Here is a 14,560-nt window from a genome sequence, read left to right as displayed (position 1 = left end):
CGTGCTTTGGTTGGGTTGCTCATTGCATCGCCTCTTGTCGGTTTTATCGGTGATTGCATAAAGACTCGAGCAGAGTAAAGACGACGATTGCCCGCATCACAAACAGGGTCTTTGCAACAACGATTCTCATTAGGCGATTTGGTTCTTTACATATGCTCAAACATCACTTTTACGCATAACTGCAAACTGGTATCTTGCCCCGGCTCCGTAGGGAGTGCGCGGCCGTGCGCGCAGAATTGCCGAGGTTTTATCGGACGCCAGCCAGCCAAAAAACGCCGCTGTTTCCGACCGGCCCAAGCCTGAGAACAGGACTTATATGTACGTATACGACGAATACGATCAGCGGATCATCGAGGACCGCGTCAAGCAGTTCCGTGATCAGACCCGACGCTATCTGGCAGGCGAGCTGAGCGAAGAAGAATTCCGCCCCCTGCGCCTGCAAAATGGCCTTTATATCCAGCGTTTCGCACCGATGTTGCGAGTCGCCGTGCCTTACGGCCAACTGACTTCGCGGCAAATGCGAATGATGGCCAAAATCGCCCGGGACTACGACAAGGGCTACGCCCACATCAGTACCCGGCAGAACGTGCAGTTCAACTGGCCGGCCGTGGAAGACATTCCGGACATTCTCGCTGAACTGGCCACCGTGCAGATGCACGCGATCCAGACCAGCGGCAACTGCCTGCGCAACGTCACCACCGACCAGTTTGCCGGTGTCGCCGCCGACGAACTGATCGACCCGCGCCCATGGTGCGAGATCGTGCGCCAGTGGACGACTTTCCACCCGGAATTCGCCTACCTTCCGCGCAAGTTCAAGATCGCCGTCAACGGTTCGACTTCCGACCGCGCCGCCATCGAAGTCCATGACATCGGCCTTGAGCCGGTGCACAACGCCGCTGGCGAACTGGGCTTCCGTGTGCTGGTCGGTGGTGGCCTGGGCCGTACGCCGGTGGTGGGGGCATTCATCAACGAGTTCCTGCCATGGCAAGACCTGTTGAGCTACCTCGACGCCATCCTGCGGGTCTACAACCGCTATGGCCGTCGTGACAACAAGTACAAGGCGCGGATCAAGATCCTGGTGAAAGCGCTGACGCCTGAAGTCTTCGCGCAGAAAGTCGACGCGGAAATGGAGCACCTGCGCGGTGGCCAGACCACGCTGACCGAAGCCGAAGTGCAGCGCGTCGCCAAACACTTCGTCGACCCGGACTACAAGGCGCTGGACAACCAGACCGCTGCCCTGGCCGAGCTCGACCTGCAGCACCCGGGCTTCGCCCGCTGGCGCGCACGCAACACCCTGGCCCACAAGAAACCGGGCTACGTGGCCGTGACCTTGTCCCTCAAGCCTACCGGCGTTGCACCGGGCGACATCACCGACAAACAGCTCGACGCCGTGGCCGACCTGGCCGAGCGTTACAGCTTCGGTCAACTGCGTACCTCCCACGAGCAGAACATCATTCTGGCCGACGTCGAGCAGGACAAGCTGTTCGTCCTGTGGGGCGAGCTGCGCGAGCAAGGCTTCGCCACGCCGAACATCGGCTTGCTGACCGACATCATCTGCTGCCCGGGTGGCGACTTCTGCTCCCTGGCCAACGCCAAGTCGATCCCGATCGCCGAATCGATCCAGCGCCGTTTCGACGACCTGGACTACCTGTTCGACATCGGCGAGCTGGACCTGAACATCTCCGGTTGCATGAACGCTTGCGGCCACCACCACGTGGGCCACATCGGCATCCTCGGGGTGGACAAGAAAGGCGAAGAGTTCTATCAGGTTTCCCTCGGCGGCAGCGCCAGCCGTGACGCCAGCCTGGGCAAGATCCTCGGCCCGTCCTTTGCCCAGGAAGCCATGCCTGACGTGATCGAAAAGCTGATCGACGTGTACATCGAACAACGTACCGAAGACGAACGCTTCATCGACACCTATCAGCGTATTGGTATCGACCTCTTCAAGGAGCGTGTCTATGCAGCGAATCATTAAGAACAACGAGGTCGTCGACGAGACCTGGCACCTGCTGCCCAAGGACTTCAGCATCGACGAGATCACCAACTGCGACGACTACATCGTCCCGTTGCAGTTGTGGCGCGAACACAGCCGTATGCTCCTGGCCCGCGATGGCGGCCTGGGCATCTGGCTGGACGCCGATGAAGAAGCCGAGGAAATCGGTGAAGACGTCGCGCAGTTCCAGGTCATAGCCCTGAACTTCCCGGCATTCACCGATGGCCGCAACTACTCCAACGCCCGCCTGCTGCGTGACCGCTACGGCTTCAAGGGTGAATTGCGGGCCATTGGCGACGTGCTGCGTGACCAGTTGTTCTACATGCATCGCTGTGGTTTCGACGCGTTCGCCATTCGCCCCGACAAGGATCCGCACGAAGCCCTTGAAGGTCTCAAGGACTTCTCGGTGACCTATCAGGCCGCGACCGACGAACCGCTGCCGCTGTTCCGTCGCCGCTGACCGTCACCCCTTGAACCCCGACCCCGGGGTTCAAGGGGTTTTACCCTTCGCGCTAGAACACCGGATGATCCGCCAGTGGAATCGGCCGCCCCATGGCCACCCAGTCACGGTATAGCCGGACTCGTTCTTCCAGCACCACGAACATCCTGAACGGGTTTTGCGCATCACCAACCCGCGTTTCGATACTCTGACGCAACCAGCCCCACAACTCTTCTGACGTATCCGCTTCGTGCAGCAAGCGCCACACACGCGCCTGCAGCGCCCGATAGCCGACCTGGAAATCCGCCGTCAGGCGCAATCCATCCATGACCCGCAGCAATGCACTGCCCGATGGCTTGACGGCCAGTCGTTGCCAGATCTGTTGCCGCGCCTCGCGCACGCCTTCATCGCCCTCCTCCAGCCAGGGCGTCGCACTGCCGTAATCGGCACCCGGTTCACTCAGCCACAGGTTGATGCCGGTACGCTCGCGATGATCGACCAGGCGCAGCAAGGTATCTTCATCCGTCAGCGGATTACCCCACAGCTTCACCCGGTCCCGGGAGACCGCCTGATTCAGTATCGCCTGGGGAACCCGGCTGATCCGGTTGCCTCGCAAGTCGAGCAAGGTGAGGTACGGCTGATCGGCGATGCCCACCGGGCAACGGCTGATCCCGGTGTTTCTCAGGTTCAATACACGCAACTCATTGAGCCCCAGGACAACGGGCGGGACGGTCAGAGGGTTGTCACTCAGGTCCAGCTCTTGCAGGCTCACCAGATCACCCAACTGTGCAGCCGTGCTCTCCTGAAGCTGCAGCAAAGTGGCGCTCAGGTTCAGCGTAGTGAGACGGGTCATTTGCCGAATCGGTGGAGGCAACACACCCTCCAGTACGCCGTCGGCGTTGAGTAGACGCAGGTCGACACGCTCCAGGTTCAGGGAACGCAAGTTTGGAAAACTTTCGAGAAAGGCGCTCAGGCTATCTCGCTCGACCAGGTGCAGGCCCTGCATCGATAACTCGACGACCTCATTGAAGCGTACGTTCATCGTCGGCAACCGATGGTAGTCCTCGAAAGCCAGGTCCAGCCTGTACCCGGAGAACGCCTCACCCGCCATCACTCTATTGATCCGGGGCGGGCATTTTTGCCAGATGCTCATCAGTTCATCGCCCAGCTCGGTCCGAGTTTCACGCTCGAAATCGATCACGGTTTGCAGCAGTTGGACATTGTGCGCCGCCACCTGCCCCAGGGTCATTCCCTCTGCTTCATCATCGCCAACGGACAGAAAATCGATGTCCATGTCATCGGCATCCAGCACGGACTGGTCGATCCACTGGCGCAGATCGGCATGCAACTGCTGCATCTGTGCTATCAGGCGATCCACCAGTGCCTGAGCCCCGGCACCCGCTTCAATCAGCAACTCATCCGCCTGGGCATCGGTGAAATCCGGATACAGATCCTTGACCTGCAGACGCATGACTCCATGGGACAGCTCTGCGGCCTGTGGCGTGTTCGGGAAGCCGCCACCGCGCAATCCCCCGGCTTCGAAAGGCAACCGCGAATCCATTCGATTCAAGCCCAGTATCAACTCGGAACGGGCCAAGGCATGACCGCCAATGCGCAACCGCAACGCGCTGGCAGCATCCGGCGAGTCAAGCGACATCGCCGTACGTTCCTCCACGGACAAGAGGTCGACCAGCGCGGTAAACAGATCCGAACCCTCGCCGTCGGTAACCGCCACCGCGGTGTATCGATAGCGCTCGCCGACCTTGATCAAACGCCGGCAATCCATGGAATCGAGCGGACCGCAGCGGTCGAGGACACGGCCGCTGATTGCCCCGTCGAGTACCTCGATGCGCAGGCCTTGCGGCCAGTCGGGCAGGCGCTGCAGGGAGTGCAATGCCAGGACATCGGTGTCGGGGTACTGGACCGAACGCAAGTACAAGCCTTCATAGGCCCGGTTGAGTCGTACATGCTGTTGGTAGTCTCGCGATTTGTTGTCCAGTCGCTTGAGCAATTGCAGCGCCTCATCAGCGTCGAAGGGCCGATGGATGTCGACTCCCGAACGGTCGAGGATTTGCTCCACGGCGCCTTTCGGCAATCCGGGGTATTCGCGCTGAAACAGGCGAACCCATTCCCGCTCCGAGTGCTGGAGCGCCTGATAGCGGGCGTTGAACAATCCGGCCCGCGCTTGCGCATCGGTGACGCCTTCGAGTTCCTGATCGAGCTTGAAGCGCGTGATGGTATCGGCCAGCAACGGCGTTGGCGGGCGACCTGCCTGCATCAGGCGCAGCATATCGTCGTCGACCGTGCTGACCCGGGCGATCTGCCCCAGTACCTCATCAGTGAAAGCCGCATGGGGTGCGCAAACCTCACGCAACAGCGCTACGCGGGTCGACACCGGCGCCGGAATCGATCCGCCTACGGGCTTGGCCAGCGTACCGGGATGCGGCTCAATCGCGGGCTCTCCGGGCTCGTGCAGAATTCCGGCGATTTTTTCTTCGCCTTTGAGTGCCACCACGGCCCCGACCAGCGGGAGCGCATTGAGCAAGCCGAACACGCTGCGCGTCACGCCCTCGGAGCGCTGCTCCGGTGTTTTGCCGTTGATGGCCTGATCAAGGCCATAACCGGCGTCGATCAGGCCGGCCAGCACCAGGACGCCCTCGCCTCCCGGAATGAACAATGCCAATGGCCCCAACCGGTTGATCCAGCGCACCAGCGGTTCCACCACCGCGCTCAGGTTGTCGCGATTGACCTGGGCATCGTCACGAATGGTTTTGACGCTGGCCATCGAGGCCTGCTTCATGGCCAGCACCAGTTGCGCGAACGGATCGGTGCCGGAGGGCGGGCGCTCAAGATCGATGTAATCCTGCGGGTCCCAGAAACCGTCATCATTGAAGAGCCCGGCGCTCCTTTTCAGCCAGTGTTCCTTCGGGTAAACCGCCATGCCCTCCAACGCGGTCGACACGCCCGCATGGAAGGTGCCGTCTTCCCGATCGTCCTCGGCAAAATGCGCGAGCAGCGCCTGGCGTGTGGTCGGCACCTGGCCCTGGGCCACGATCCATTGGCGCAGGTGCCGCCAGTCGGCGAATTCATGCAAGGGTGAGGAGTTGCCCGGGATATTCAGCAGGATCCGGCCGCTGTGACGGTGGCGATAACACCAGATATCGTCCGACGTGTAGCGATAGATCGTCAGCCGACCGGCCTCGATCGGCGCGCTGACACGCGTCGGCGCCTGTAGCTGATCGAGGGTCAAGGCACTCCACGCCTGCCCCGCTGGCAAGCCGGCGGCCTGCATGGCCAGGGCCAGGCCCTCCTGACTCAAACTGCCCTCCTGCTGTTGCAGGCAGGCGCTCATGATAAAGGCGGCCTTGGCCGAGGTTCTCAGGTCGCAAGGTTGCGCCTGGACGATTCGCTTGTCAGAGGGCCATGTGCGATCAAGGTAAGCCTGGTAGCGGGTTTGCAAATCCAGATCCCACACCCACTGTTTGAACGCCGCCGGCCTGAGGGCAATTTGCGTTGCCGGTCCATACGCCTGGGGTGTGGTCTGGCGGTAGATGCCTTCGTAGGTATGGTGGTTGCCATTGCCGTGCTCGGCGAACTCATCGACATGCTCCACGATGCGAATGGACGGGCCGACATCGGGCGGTGTGTACAAGCCAAACGCGCTTTCGGCGAAGCGCCCGTCGCCGACTGTCTGGTAGTTCTCCAGCAACGCCTGGACCAGGGTTTGGGTGCTTGCCACTTGACCTTGCTCGATGCCGTCCTGCGCCGGGTGCCCGTGGTAGCGGTAATCCAGGGTGACCAACAGCGCGGTTTGCGGGTCGATGTCTTGCCCCCATTTCTCCTTGATCAACTGTGCACCGAACTGCTCGGGAGACTGCGGTAAAGCCGCGCTCACCACAGACTGCAGTGTTTCGCGCAGAGGCGCAGGCTTGGGATTTAGCGGTGTCTGAAGGTCATTCATGTGCATTCCATGGCAACTATTTTTGGAACACCAACATAACCAGCCACCGCGTTGCCGAAAGCAGGAACGGTCACCTGCCGACTACAGAGATTTCGCCGCGCCGTGGAAGACATAGGGCAAGCGTTCGCAGGCAAAAAAAAGATTCCCGGGAACCTGTAGGAGCCAGCCTGCTGGCGATGGACTCCTATGCGCCGCGTTCATCCGGCTCACACGCGTTATCGTTAACGACCATCGCTGGCCAGTTCCTACCGATAATTGAAGACGACACAAATGCCGAAGTGCTTGAGGGCATCACGCTGCGCGGTTTATCCCGTTCAGCGAGCTGTTCTGAAACGGCACGAACCCTGTAGGAGCTGCCGCAGGCTGCGATCTTTTGATGTTGTCTTTCAAGATCAAAAGATCGCAGCCTGCGGCAGCTCCTACAGGGTTCGTGCCCACGCTGAAATTGACGTGCCTTCCGAACCAATGCCCCGGCTGGATGTTTGGCAATATTTCCTGGCCCGTTACCAGAAACGTTGCTGGGTCAAACGACTCCACCAACTCAACAGCACGCGATCGACCGAGCCGCTGGCAGCCATGCCGATGCGCTCCGGCAGGCTTTTGCGTTCGGCGTAATGCAAGTGATAGAGCTCGGACTTGCTGGCGCGCTCGGCGAGGTATTCATCGCTGGTCTTGAGTTCGTCGACCAGGTGCTTGTCCAGCGCCGCGACGCCCAGCCAGATTTCGCCCGTGGCCACTTCATCGATCGCCAGTTGCGGACGGTAGCGCGACACGAAGTTCTTGAACAGTTGATGGGTGATGTCCAGATCCTGCTGGAACTTCTCCCGGCCTTTCTCGGTGTTTTCGCCAAACACGGTCAGGGTACGTTTGTATTCACCGGCGGTCAGCACTTCGAAATCGATGTCGTGCTTTTTCAGCAGGCGATTGACGTTGGGCAACTGCGCCACCACGCCAATCGAGCCGAGGATCGCGAACGGTGCGCTGATGATCTTCTGGCCGATGCACGCCATCATGTAACCACCGCTGGCCGCAACCTTGTCGATGCACACGGTCAGGGGCACGCCGGCTTCGCGGATACGCGCCAGTTGCGAAGAAGCGAGGCCGTAGCTGTGAACCATGCCGCCGCCGCTTTCCAGGCGCAGGACCACTTCGTCCTTGGGGGTGGCGAGGGTCAGCAAGGCGGTGATTTCGTGGCGCAGGCTCTCGGTGGCCGAAGCCTTGATATCGCCGTTGAAATCGAGCACGAACACCCGGGGTTTTACCTCGGTTTTTTTCTTCTGCTTCTTGTCGGTCTTAGCCTGGGTCTTGCGCAGGGCCTTGAGCTGATCCTTGTCAAGCAAGGTTTGCTCCAGGCGTTCACGCAGCCCTTTGTAGAAATCATTCAGCTTGCTGACCTGCAACTGCCCGGACGACTTGCGCCGCCCCTTGCTGCGCAGGGCCGCAAAACTGGCCAGGACCACCAGAATGGCGATCACCAGGGTCACGGTCTTGGCCAGAAAAATGGCGTACTCGGAAAAAAACTCCACGGGGACTCCTCAAACGATGCGCGGCTTGAACGCGCGCGGGATACCTCCAGCATACCCATGCGCCGACCTTGCGACCAGCCGTGAAACCTCTGGCAACGAGCCTGTAACGAGCATTTCAAACAAGCGTATGTTTTTTCATTGACAGCTCACCGCCATCCTCATAACCTCGCCAAACCTTCAACGTACCGGGATGACGCGGACGTGGGCAGTATCTATTTGATTCGACATGGCCAGGCCTCCTTCGGTGCAGACGACTACGACGTCCTGTCGCCGACCGGCATCCGTCAGGCGGAAATCCTTGGCCGGCACCTGGCCGAACTCGGGATCAGCTTCGACCGCTGCCTGGCAGGGGATCTGCGCCGCCAGCAGCACACGGCCAACAGCGCGCTGGAACAATTCGCCGCGGTGGGCCTGCCGGTGCCGCTGCTGGAAACCGACTCCGCCTTCAACGAATTCGACGCCGACGCGGTGATCCGCGCGCTGTTGCCGGCCATGTTGCCGGACGAACCCGAAGCGCTGAACATCTTGCGCAACGCCGCACAAAACCGTGGTGAGTTCCAGCGCATCTTCGCCCTGATCATCGAACGCTGGCTCGCCGGTACCTACGACACACCGGGCCTGGAAAGCTGGCTGGGGTTTGTCGAGCGGGTGCGGGCCGGCTTGCATCGCATCCTCGACCAGGCCGACAACACCCAGAAAATCGCCGTGTTCACTTCCGGCGGCACCATCACCGCCCTGCTCCACCTGATTACGCAAATGCCTGCCCGGCAGGCCTTTGAATTGAACTGGCAAATCGTCAACACCTCGCTCAACCAGCTGAAGTTTCGTGGTCGCGAGGTGTCGCTGGCTTCCTTCAACAGTCATGCGCACCTGCAACTGTTGAAGGCCCCGGAACTCATCACGTTTCGCTGAGTCCGGACTATTGTGACCCTGGCTGTAATCACCCAGCTCTTATTACCCAAGAAAGGATCGAACCATGACCTCCGTAGCAGACGCCGTACAAGCAATGAAAGCCAAGTTCAACCCAGCCGCTGCTGCCGGTCTGGACCTGGTCTTCGGTTTCCGCATCGACGACACCAAGAACTTCTCGCTGATCGTCAAAGACCAGACTTGCGAGCTGCAGGAAGGCGAGAACCCGGACGCCCAGGTGACTCTGGTGATGGACGGCGAAACCCTGGAAGGCATCGTCAGCGGCGAAACCGACGGCATGCAAGCGTTCATGGGCGGCAAACTGCGCGCTGAAGGCGACATGATGCTGGCCATGAAACTGTCCGAGCTGTTCCCGTCCTAAGCACCTGGCTCCCGATCTTCGGGAGCGTGCAAGGCCGCAATCGAATCCCGCCCCTCGTGGCGGGATTCGTCGTTTCAAGGCTCAACGAGTACCGGCGTCATCCATTTCTTCGAAGACTTTGATGTACCCTTCGTGCTCTTCGTTTGTGTTGTCCACTTCCACCACCTCACCGTCGAAAGCAAGGTTGCCATCGTCTCCATCAAGCTGAACACCGATGACAAACCGGCGATAGCTCACTTGCAGATAAAGGTTGTAAATATCCGACGGCTTGTCCGGGGCGCTGAAGACGCTGTAGTCGTAACGCACACGCCGGGTCAGTACTGGCCAGGCATTCCAGACGGGACTGGTGTTCACTTCGGGCTGAACATCCTCCAACGCCTCAATGGCTGCCTGGATCAGAAACTCGTTGTCCTTGGCCTTGAAAACAAAGGGCTTGCTGCGAGTCATGATGTAGGGATTCACCTTGCCATCGAGTTCCTGAGGCACGTACATGCCACTGCGGAACCATTTCGTGGCATCGAACATGGGCCCGCTCGCCCCTGTCGCGCGACTCGTCATCATGATGGTGTCAGGCAGGTTGCTGGCTGAGATGGTGCGCACAGGAGTCCCGGCCAGGCCGACGGCTATCAGCGCCGCGATCAAGAGGCCTTTTGGGTTACTGCCATTAAGAAATAACACTGGGTAGCTGTCCTTGTCTGTCGGATCGAGCGGGGGAATCTACCCGATCTATCACGGAGTTAAAACTGACTGCCGGAGAATGTGTCGTCCGTGCACTGGCAGGGCAATCATGGAAGCGGCCTGGCTTGGGTATCCGAAGGGAGTGAGTGAACTTACAATGCCCGAACTCCCCACACCGGCCGCCCCATGGACATCGACCTCGCCCGCACCTTCCTCGAAATCGTCCGCCATGGCAGCCTGGCTGCCGCCGCGCAAAAGCTCCATGTCACCCAGACCGCGATCACCGCAAGGGTGCAGAAACTCGAGAGCCAACTGGGCAGTACCCTGTTCGTGCGCAACCGTGCCGGCGCTCGCCTGACGCCCAACGGTGAAGCGTTCGTGGTGTACGCCAATCAACTGGTGCAAACCTGGGACGCCGCGCGGCGTGATCTGCCCTTGCCCGAGGGTTATCGCGATGTGCTGCACATCGGTGGCGAGGTAAGCCTGTGTAACCCGCTGATGCTCGGCTGGGCCGGCGCAATCCGCAAGCACATCCCCAGCCACGCCCTGCGCATGGAAATCCATGACGGCGAAAACCTCCTGCGCCAACTGGAGTTGGGCGTTCTGGATGCTGCGCTGGTGTATCAGCCCGAGTATTGGCCGCGTTTGCAGGTCGAGCAGGTGCTCGAAGAAAAACTGATTCTCGTGCGCCTGGCCGACAGACCCGATCCTTATGTGTACATCGATTGGGGCGCCGAATTCCGGCGCCAGCACGATGCCGCCCTGCCGGAAAAAGCCAAGGCTGCGCTGAGCTTCAATCTTGGCCCGTTGGGCTTGCAGTTCCTTCTCGAAAACGGCGGCAGTGGTTACTTCCGCACCCGTGTCGTGCAAAGTTATCTCGATAGCGGTGCCCTGGAACGGGTGCCCAAGGCTCCGGAATTCAGCTACCCGACCTATCTGGTCTACTCCCGCGATCGTGACTCGTCGACGCTGCAACACGCCTTCGACCTGCTGCGCGAGGTGATCGATTCCGACGAAGACTGGTCGCAACGCTGGGACCCGCTGACCTGAGACCGGTTTGCACCGGATCATGGCCGTTGTGTCCTCAAGGTTCACCCCGCCAGAACAGCGCAATCGACTAATCTGCAGGAGATAACAATAACCACAGGTGATTGCAGTGAGGCAGACCACCGAAGGATTCCGCAGCCGTTACCGCGCCGCCATTCATCCGCTCTACAACCCTTGGCTGCACGGCGCGTTCGTCCTGTTGTTCGGGGCGCTGGCGATCAGCGCTTTCTGGAGCAACGTGCATCAGGTACAGCCAAGGGAATGGCTTGCAGTACCCGTCACGCTGCTAGCGTTCAACCTCGGCGTGTACGTGGTGCATCGCCACTTGGGGCATCATAAAAAGCGCTTCGCCCGGATGTTTTATGCCCGTCACGCCGGCGACCACCACAGTTTTTTCACCCCTGGCCACATGACCTACGACAGCGCCCGCGACTGGCGGGTGATCCTGTTTCCGGCCTGGCTGATCGTACTGCACACGCTCGCCGTGGCCCTGCCCATCTGGTGGCTGCTCAAGCACTTCGATAGCAACGTCGCCGGACTGGTCGGCGGCGTTCTTGTCCTCGGCTACCTGGCTTATGAAGTGTTTCATGCCTGCGAGCATCTGCCGTCGCACAATCCGCTCACACGGCTGCCGTGGATCCGCCAGATGCGCCGGCTGCACGAACTGCACCACCGCCGCGAACGGATGCAGGAGCGCAATTTCAACATCGTTTTCCCGCTGATGGACTACCTGTTCGGCACCCTCTATTGGGAGCCGGAACCTGCGCCGCTCAACCCGACGAGAACGCCCATGACCCGCATGCAGCATCAGATTGTCATTGCCGGACACCCGATCGATGTATTGGCCTACGCCAGCACCGTGACCCTTTGGCCGCAATGGCACCCGTCGTCGCTGCATATCGACGGGCCAAAAGGTCCATTGCAGGCCGGCGCACGTTTCGAGGAAGACATCCGTGCCGGCGGCCGTGAAGGACACTTGATCTGGGAAGTGGCGCACTACCTGCCCGGCCAGCGCTGGAGCGCACGCGCCCAGGGTGACCATGGCCTGTCGCTGGTGGTGACCTACGAATGCGAAGCCGAGGGCCAGGACACACGTTTCGTCCGCACCCTGGAATACCGATTCAGCGGTCTGGCGATGCGGATTGCCAACCGGTTGTTGCTCAAGCGGCGAATCGATCGGGAATCGGCGGCGTCGATGCAAGCATTGCGCGAGATGGCGCAGAAATACCTGGTGGCAACTGGAGTCAACGCGTGAGCAGAATCCTCAAATGCCTGCTGCTGGTCCTTGTCGTCATCGGCGCCTTCCTGCTGCTGATGCCGACCAAGGTGCGACCGGTGGCCTGGACGCCAAAACCCGCGCCATCCCTCTCCAGCGGCATCTACGCCGACAATCAGCGCCTCAAAGGCGTGGAGCGCGTCGGTGCCGCCGACATCGACGGGCCGGAAGCCCTGCTGCTGGAAAACGACACGCTCATCACCGGCCTGCACGACGGGCGCCTGATCCGCACCAGCCTGGATGGCAAGACCACCAAAGTCCTGGCCGACACCGGTGGCCGGCCATTGGGCCTGGCCCGGCATCCCAATGGTCTGCTGGTGATCGCCGATGCCGTCAAAGGATTGTTGTCTCTCGACGCCCAGGGTCGCCTGGTGGCCTTGACCACAGAGGCTGGCGGCGTTCCCTTCGGATTTACCGATGATGTGGTCATCGACAAACCCGGTCACTACGCTTATTTCAGCGACGCTTCGAGCCGCTTCGGTTATGGCCACGACGGAGAGGCCGTGCTCGAACACGGTGGTGACGGTCGATTGCTGCGCTACGACTTCCAGACCGGCAAGACGGCGGTTGTGCTGGACAAGCTGGAGTTTGCCAACGGCGTGGCCCTGGGACCGGACGATGCCTACGTACTGGTCAATGAAACCGGCGCCTACCGCATCAGCCGCTATTGGCTCAGCGGCCCCAAGGCCGGCACCCAAGACCTGTTCATCGACAACCTGCCGGGCCTGCCGGACAACCTGTCGTTCAATGGTCACGACCGGTTCTGGGTAGCGCTGTATGCCCCCCGAAACGCCCTGCTCGATGGCACGGCGGCGCATCCGTTCGTGCGCAAGATGATCGTGCGAGCCATGACCGTCCTGCCCAAACCCGTGGAAAAGCGCGGGTTCGCCCTGGGCCTGGACCTTGAAGGCAAAGTGATCGCCAACCTGCAGGACGGCAGCAGCGACAACTACTCACCGATCACCACGGTGCGCGAGTATGGGGACTGGTTGTATTTCGGTTCACTGAAGGCACGGAACATGGCGCGGCTGCCTTTGAGCAAGGCGTTGCAATGATCTGTTGAGTTCAACCAAGCACCAATGTGGGAGCGAGCTTGCTCGCGATGGCGCCCGACCAGTCCGTATTTATATCGACTGACCCACCGCTATCGTCGGAACGCCGCCCGGAGCAAGCTCGCTTGTATGGTAGGACTTGAAGGGAGGAGGAGGGACAAGGCTCGATTCTGACTGTTGACGCAGTACAGACCGTGGGAGATATCGCCCCTCCTCCTTTCACCCAAGCGCCGATAAAGAATGCATCTGGCTAGACCGACGATAGGAACAAGCCTGCGCCTCTGGGTGAGCCCTTCAAGTGCTCAAACCTTATCCCGGAGGAAATCCTGTGGCAATGCCGGTCTCTCTATCAAAACCGATCGTGGGTGTGGATGTCGCCAAGAATGAACTGGTGATTTATCAGTCTGATGGTGATTTTCTTGAAGAGATTGCCAACACCAAAACATCCATCAAGCAGTGGCTGAAGGCGTTGTCGGGGACGGTGGCTATTGCCATTGAGGCGACCAACATCTACCACCTGGACTTCGCTGATCTGGCCTATGAGGCCGGTTGCACGATTTACATGGTGGGAGGCTATGAACTCAAACATTATCGCGAAGGCGTGAAAATCCGCGCCAAAACCGACGCGCTGGATGCCAAGCTACTGGCTCGTTACCTGAAGAACGAAGCCGAGGAGTTGCGTCCTTGGACCCCGCCCTCACCGCTGTACCGCCAGCTCCTGAGCCTTTTCCGCCGTCGCGCAGCCTTGGTCCAGGCCAGGGTCGGCCTGGTGCAGAGCTGGTCGAATGAGCCGCTGCTCAAGGCGGCTTTTGCCGAGCAAGTGAAGTCCATGCAGCAGCTTGAGACGCTGATCGAAAAGACGATCAACGATCAGCTCAAAGAAGCCGGTTTGCTCGGTCAATTGAAGCGCTGCCTGAAAGTTGAGGGTATTGGTTTTTTGACTGGGGCCCGCTTGATAACCGCATTTCAGCGAGGGGATTTTAGAAACGCGGATGCATTTATCGCCTTCCTGGGCATGGATTTACGGGTGGCGAAATCAGGACAGAAAGACGCTCGCCGCAGTTTGACCAAGCGCGGTGACCCCGAGGCCCGCCGACTTCTGCACAATGCAGCGATGTCGGCTAGCCGTACGAAAGCCTGGAAAGGGTATTACGAAGAACAAAGAACTCGGGGGTTCAGCACCACTCAGGCGTTGGTGATGCTGGCTCGCAAGCTTGCTCGGGTGGTATTCGCCTTGCTGAAAGGGCAAAGCGAATATCAACCAAAAAGCCAGTTGAGGGCTTTCCCTCAACCATAG

At 60.2% G+C, this 14,560-nt stretch carries 11 protein-coding genes; 8 read left to right on the top strand and 3 right to left on the bottom strand.

Features of this window, described 5'->3' with window-relative positions; genetic code table 11:
- The first annotated feature begins 316 nt into the window (after positions 1-316).
- Positions 317-1,975: a nitrite/sulfite reductase gene (locus ACEN83_RS13375; RefSeq protein ID WP_116580622.1), complete on the top strand. Its 1,659-nt coding sequence runs from the start codon at positions 317-319 to the stop codon at positions 1,973-1,975.
- A complete protein-coding gene (locus ACEN83_RS13370; RefSeq protein ID WP_007976503.1) occupies positions 1,959-2,453 on the top strand; it encodes a DUF934 domain-containing protein in 495 nt (164 codons plus the stop codon). Before ACEN83_RS13375 ends, ACEN83_RS13370 begins: the two co-directional genes overlap by 17 nt.
- 52 nt (positions 2,454-2,505) lie before the next feature.
- Here the strand turns inward: ACEN83_RS13370 and ACEN83_RS13365 are convergent, their stop codons facing one another.
- Together ACEN83_RS13365 and sohB are read right to left on the bottom strand one after the other, a co-directional pair.
- Complete coding sequence (locus ACEN83_RS13365; RefSeq protein WP_495580569.1) at positions 2,506-6,393, bottom strand: dermonecrotic toxin domain-containing protein; 3,888 nt, start codon at positions 6,391-6,393, stop codon at positions 2,506-2,508.
- Positions 6,394-6,896: 503 nt separating this feature from the next.
- Entirely contained in the window at positions 6,897-7,919 is a 1,023-nt protein-coding gene (sohB, locus tag ACEN83_RS13360; RefSeq protein ID WP_007976507.1) for a protease SohB, read from the bottom strand.
- A gap of 201 nt (positions 7,920-8,120) precedes the next feature.
- Between sohB and ACEN83_RS13355 the strand changes: the two genes are divergently transcribed.
- On the top strand, positions 8,121-8,831 hold the full coding sequence (locus ACEN83_RS13355; protein WP_015094879.1) for a histidine phosphatase family protein: 711 nt from the start codon (positions 8,121-8,123) through the stop codon (positions 8,829-8,831).
- A gap of 64 nt (positions 8,832-8,895) precedes the next feature.
- On the top strand, positions 8,896-9,210 hold the full coding sequence (locus ACEN83_RS13350) for an SCP2 sterol-binding domain-containing protein (RefSeq protein ID WP_007987439.1): 315 nt from the start codon (positions 8,896-8,898) through the stop codon (positions 9,208-9,210).
- 81 nt (positions 9,211-9,291) lie between these two features.
- On the opposite strand, the gene ACEN83_RS13345 is transcribed toward ACEN83_RS13350, so the two are convergent.
- Complete coding sequence (locus ACEN83_RS13345) at positions 9,292-9,888, bottom strand: hypothetical protein (RefSeq protein ID WP_495580568.1); 597 nt, start codon at positions 9,886-9,888, stop codon at positions 9,292-9,294.
- Between the two features lie 186 nt (positions 9,889-10,074).
- On the opposite strand from ACEN83_RS13345, the gene ACEN83_RS13340 reads away from it, so the two are divergent.
- From ACEN83_RS13340 to ACEN83_RS13325, 4 genes are all read left to right on the top strand, one after another.
- A complete protein-coding gene (locus ACEN83_RS13340; protein WP_495580567.1) occupies positions 10,075-10,938 on the top strand; it encodes a LysR family transcriptional regulator in 864 nt (287 codons plus the stop codon).
- A gap of 106 nt (positions 10,939-11,044) precedes the next feature.
- Complete coding sequence (locus ACEN83_RS13335) at positions 11,045-12,190, top strand: sterol desaturase/SRPBCC family protein (RefSeq protein WP_495580566.1); 1,146 nt, start codon at positions 11,045-11,047, stop codon at positions 12,188-12,190.
- Positions 12,187-13,266 (top strand): SMP-30/gluconolactonase/LRE family protein, encoded by a 1,080-nt coding sequence (locus ACEN83_RS13330; protein WP_495580565.1) that lies wholly within the window; start codon positions 12,187-12,189, stop codon positions 13,264-13,266. Before ACEN83_RS13335 ends, ACEN83_RS13330 begins: the two co-directional genes overlap by 4 nt.
- A gap of 331 nt (positions 13,267-13,597) precedes the next feature.
- On the top strand, positions 13,598-14,560 hold the full coding sequence (locus ACEN83_RS13325; protein WP_495580838.1) for an IS110 family RNA-guided transposase: 963 nt from the start codon (positions 13,598-13,600) through the stop codon (positions 14,558-14,560).

The sequence above is a fragment of the Pseudomonas sp. Pseusp49 genome (assembly GCF_059491875.1).
The sequence above is the reverse complement of the archived record's forward strand: the minus strand, read 5'-3'. Positions and strand labels throughout refer to the sequence as shown.

What these genes read in the sequence shown, in the direction of transcription:
- ACEN83_RS13370 (WP_007976503.1), top strand. Translation starts at nt 1,959, where the DNA reads ATGCAGCGAATCATTAAGAACAACGAGGTCGTCGACGAGACCTGGCAC.
- ACEN83_RS13325 (WP_495580838.1), top strand. Translation starts at nt 13,598, where the DNA reads ATGCCGGTCTCTCTATCAAAACCGATCGTGGGTGTGGATGTCGCCAAG.
- ACEN83_RS13365 (WP_495580569.1), bottom strand. Translation starts at nt 6,393, where the DNA reads ATGAATGACCTTCAGACACCGCTAAATCCCAAGCCTGCGCCTCTGCGC.
- ACEN83_RS13375 (WP_116580622.1), top strand. Translation starts at nt 317, where the DNA reads ATGTACGTATACGACGAATACGATCAGCGGATCATCGAGGACCGCGTC.
- ACEN83_RS13340 (WP_495580567.1), top strand. Translation starts at nt 10,075, where the DNA reads ATGGACATCGACCTCGCCCGCACCTTCCTCGAAATCGTCCGCCATGGC.
- ACEN83_RS13350 (WP_007987439.1), top strand. Translation starts at nt 8,896, where the DNA reads ATGACCTCCGTAGCAGACGCCGTACAAGCAATGAAAGCCAAGTTCAAC.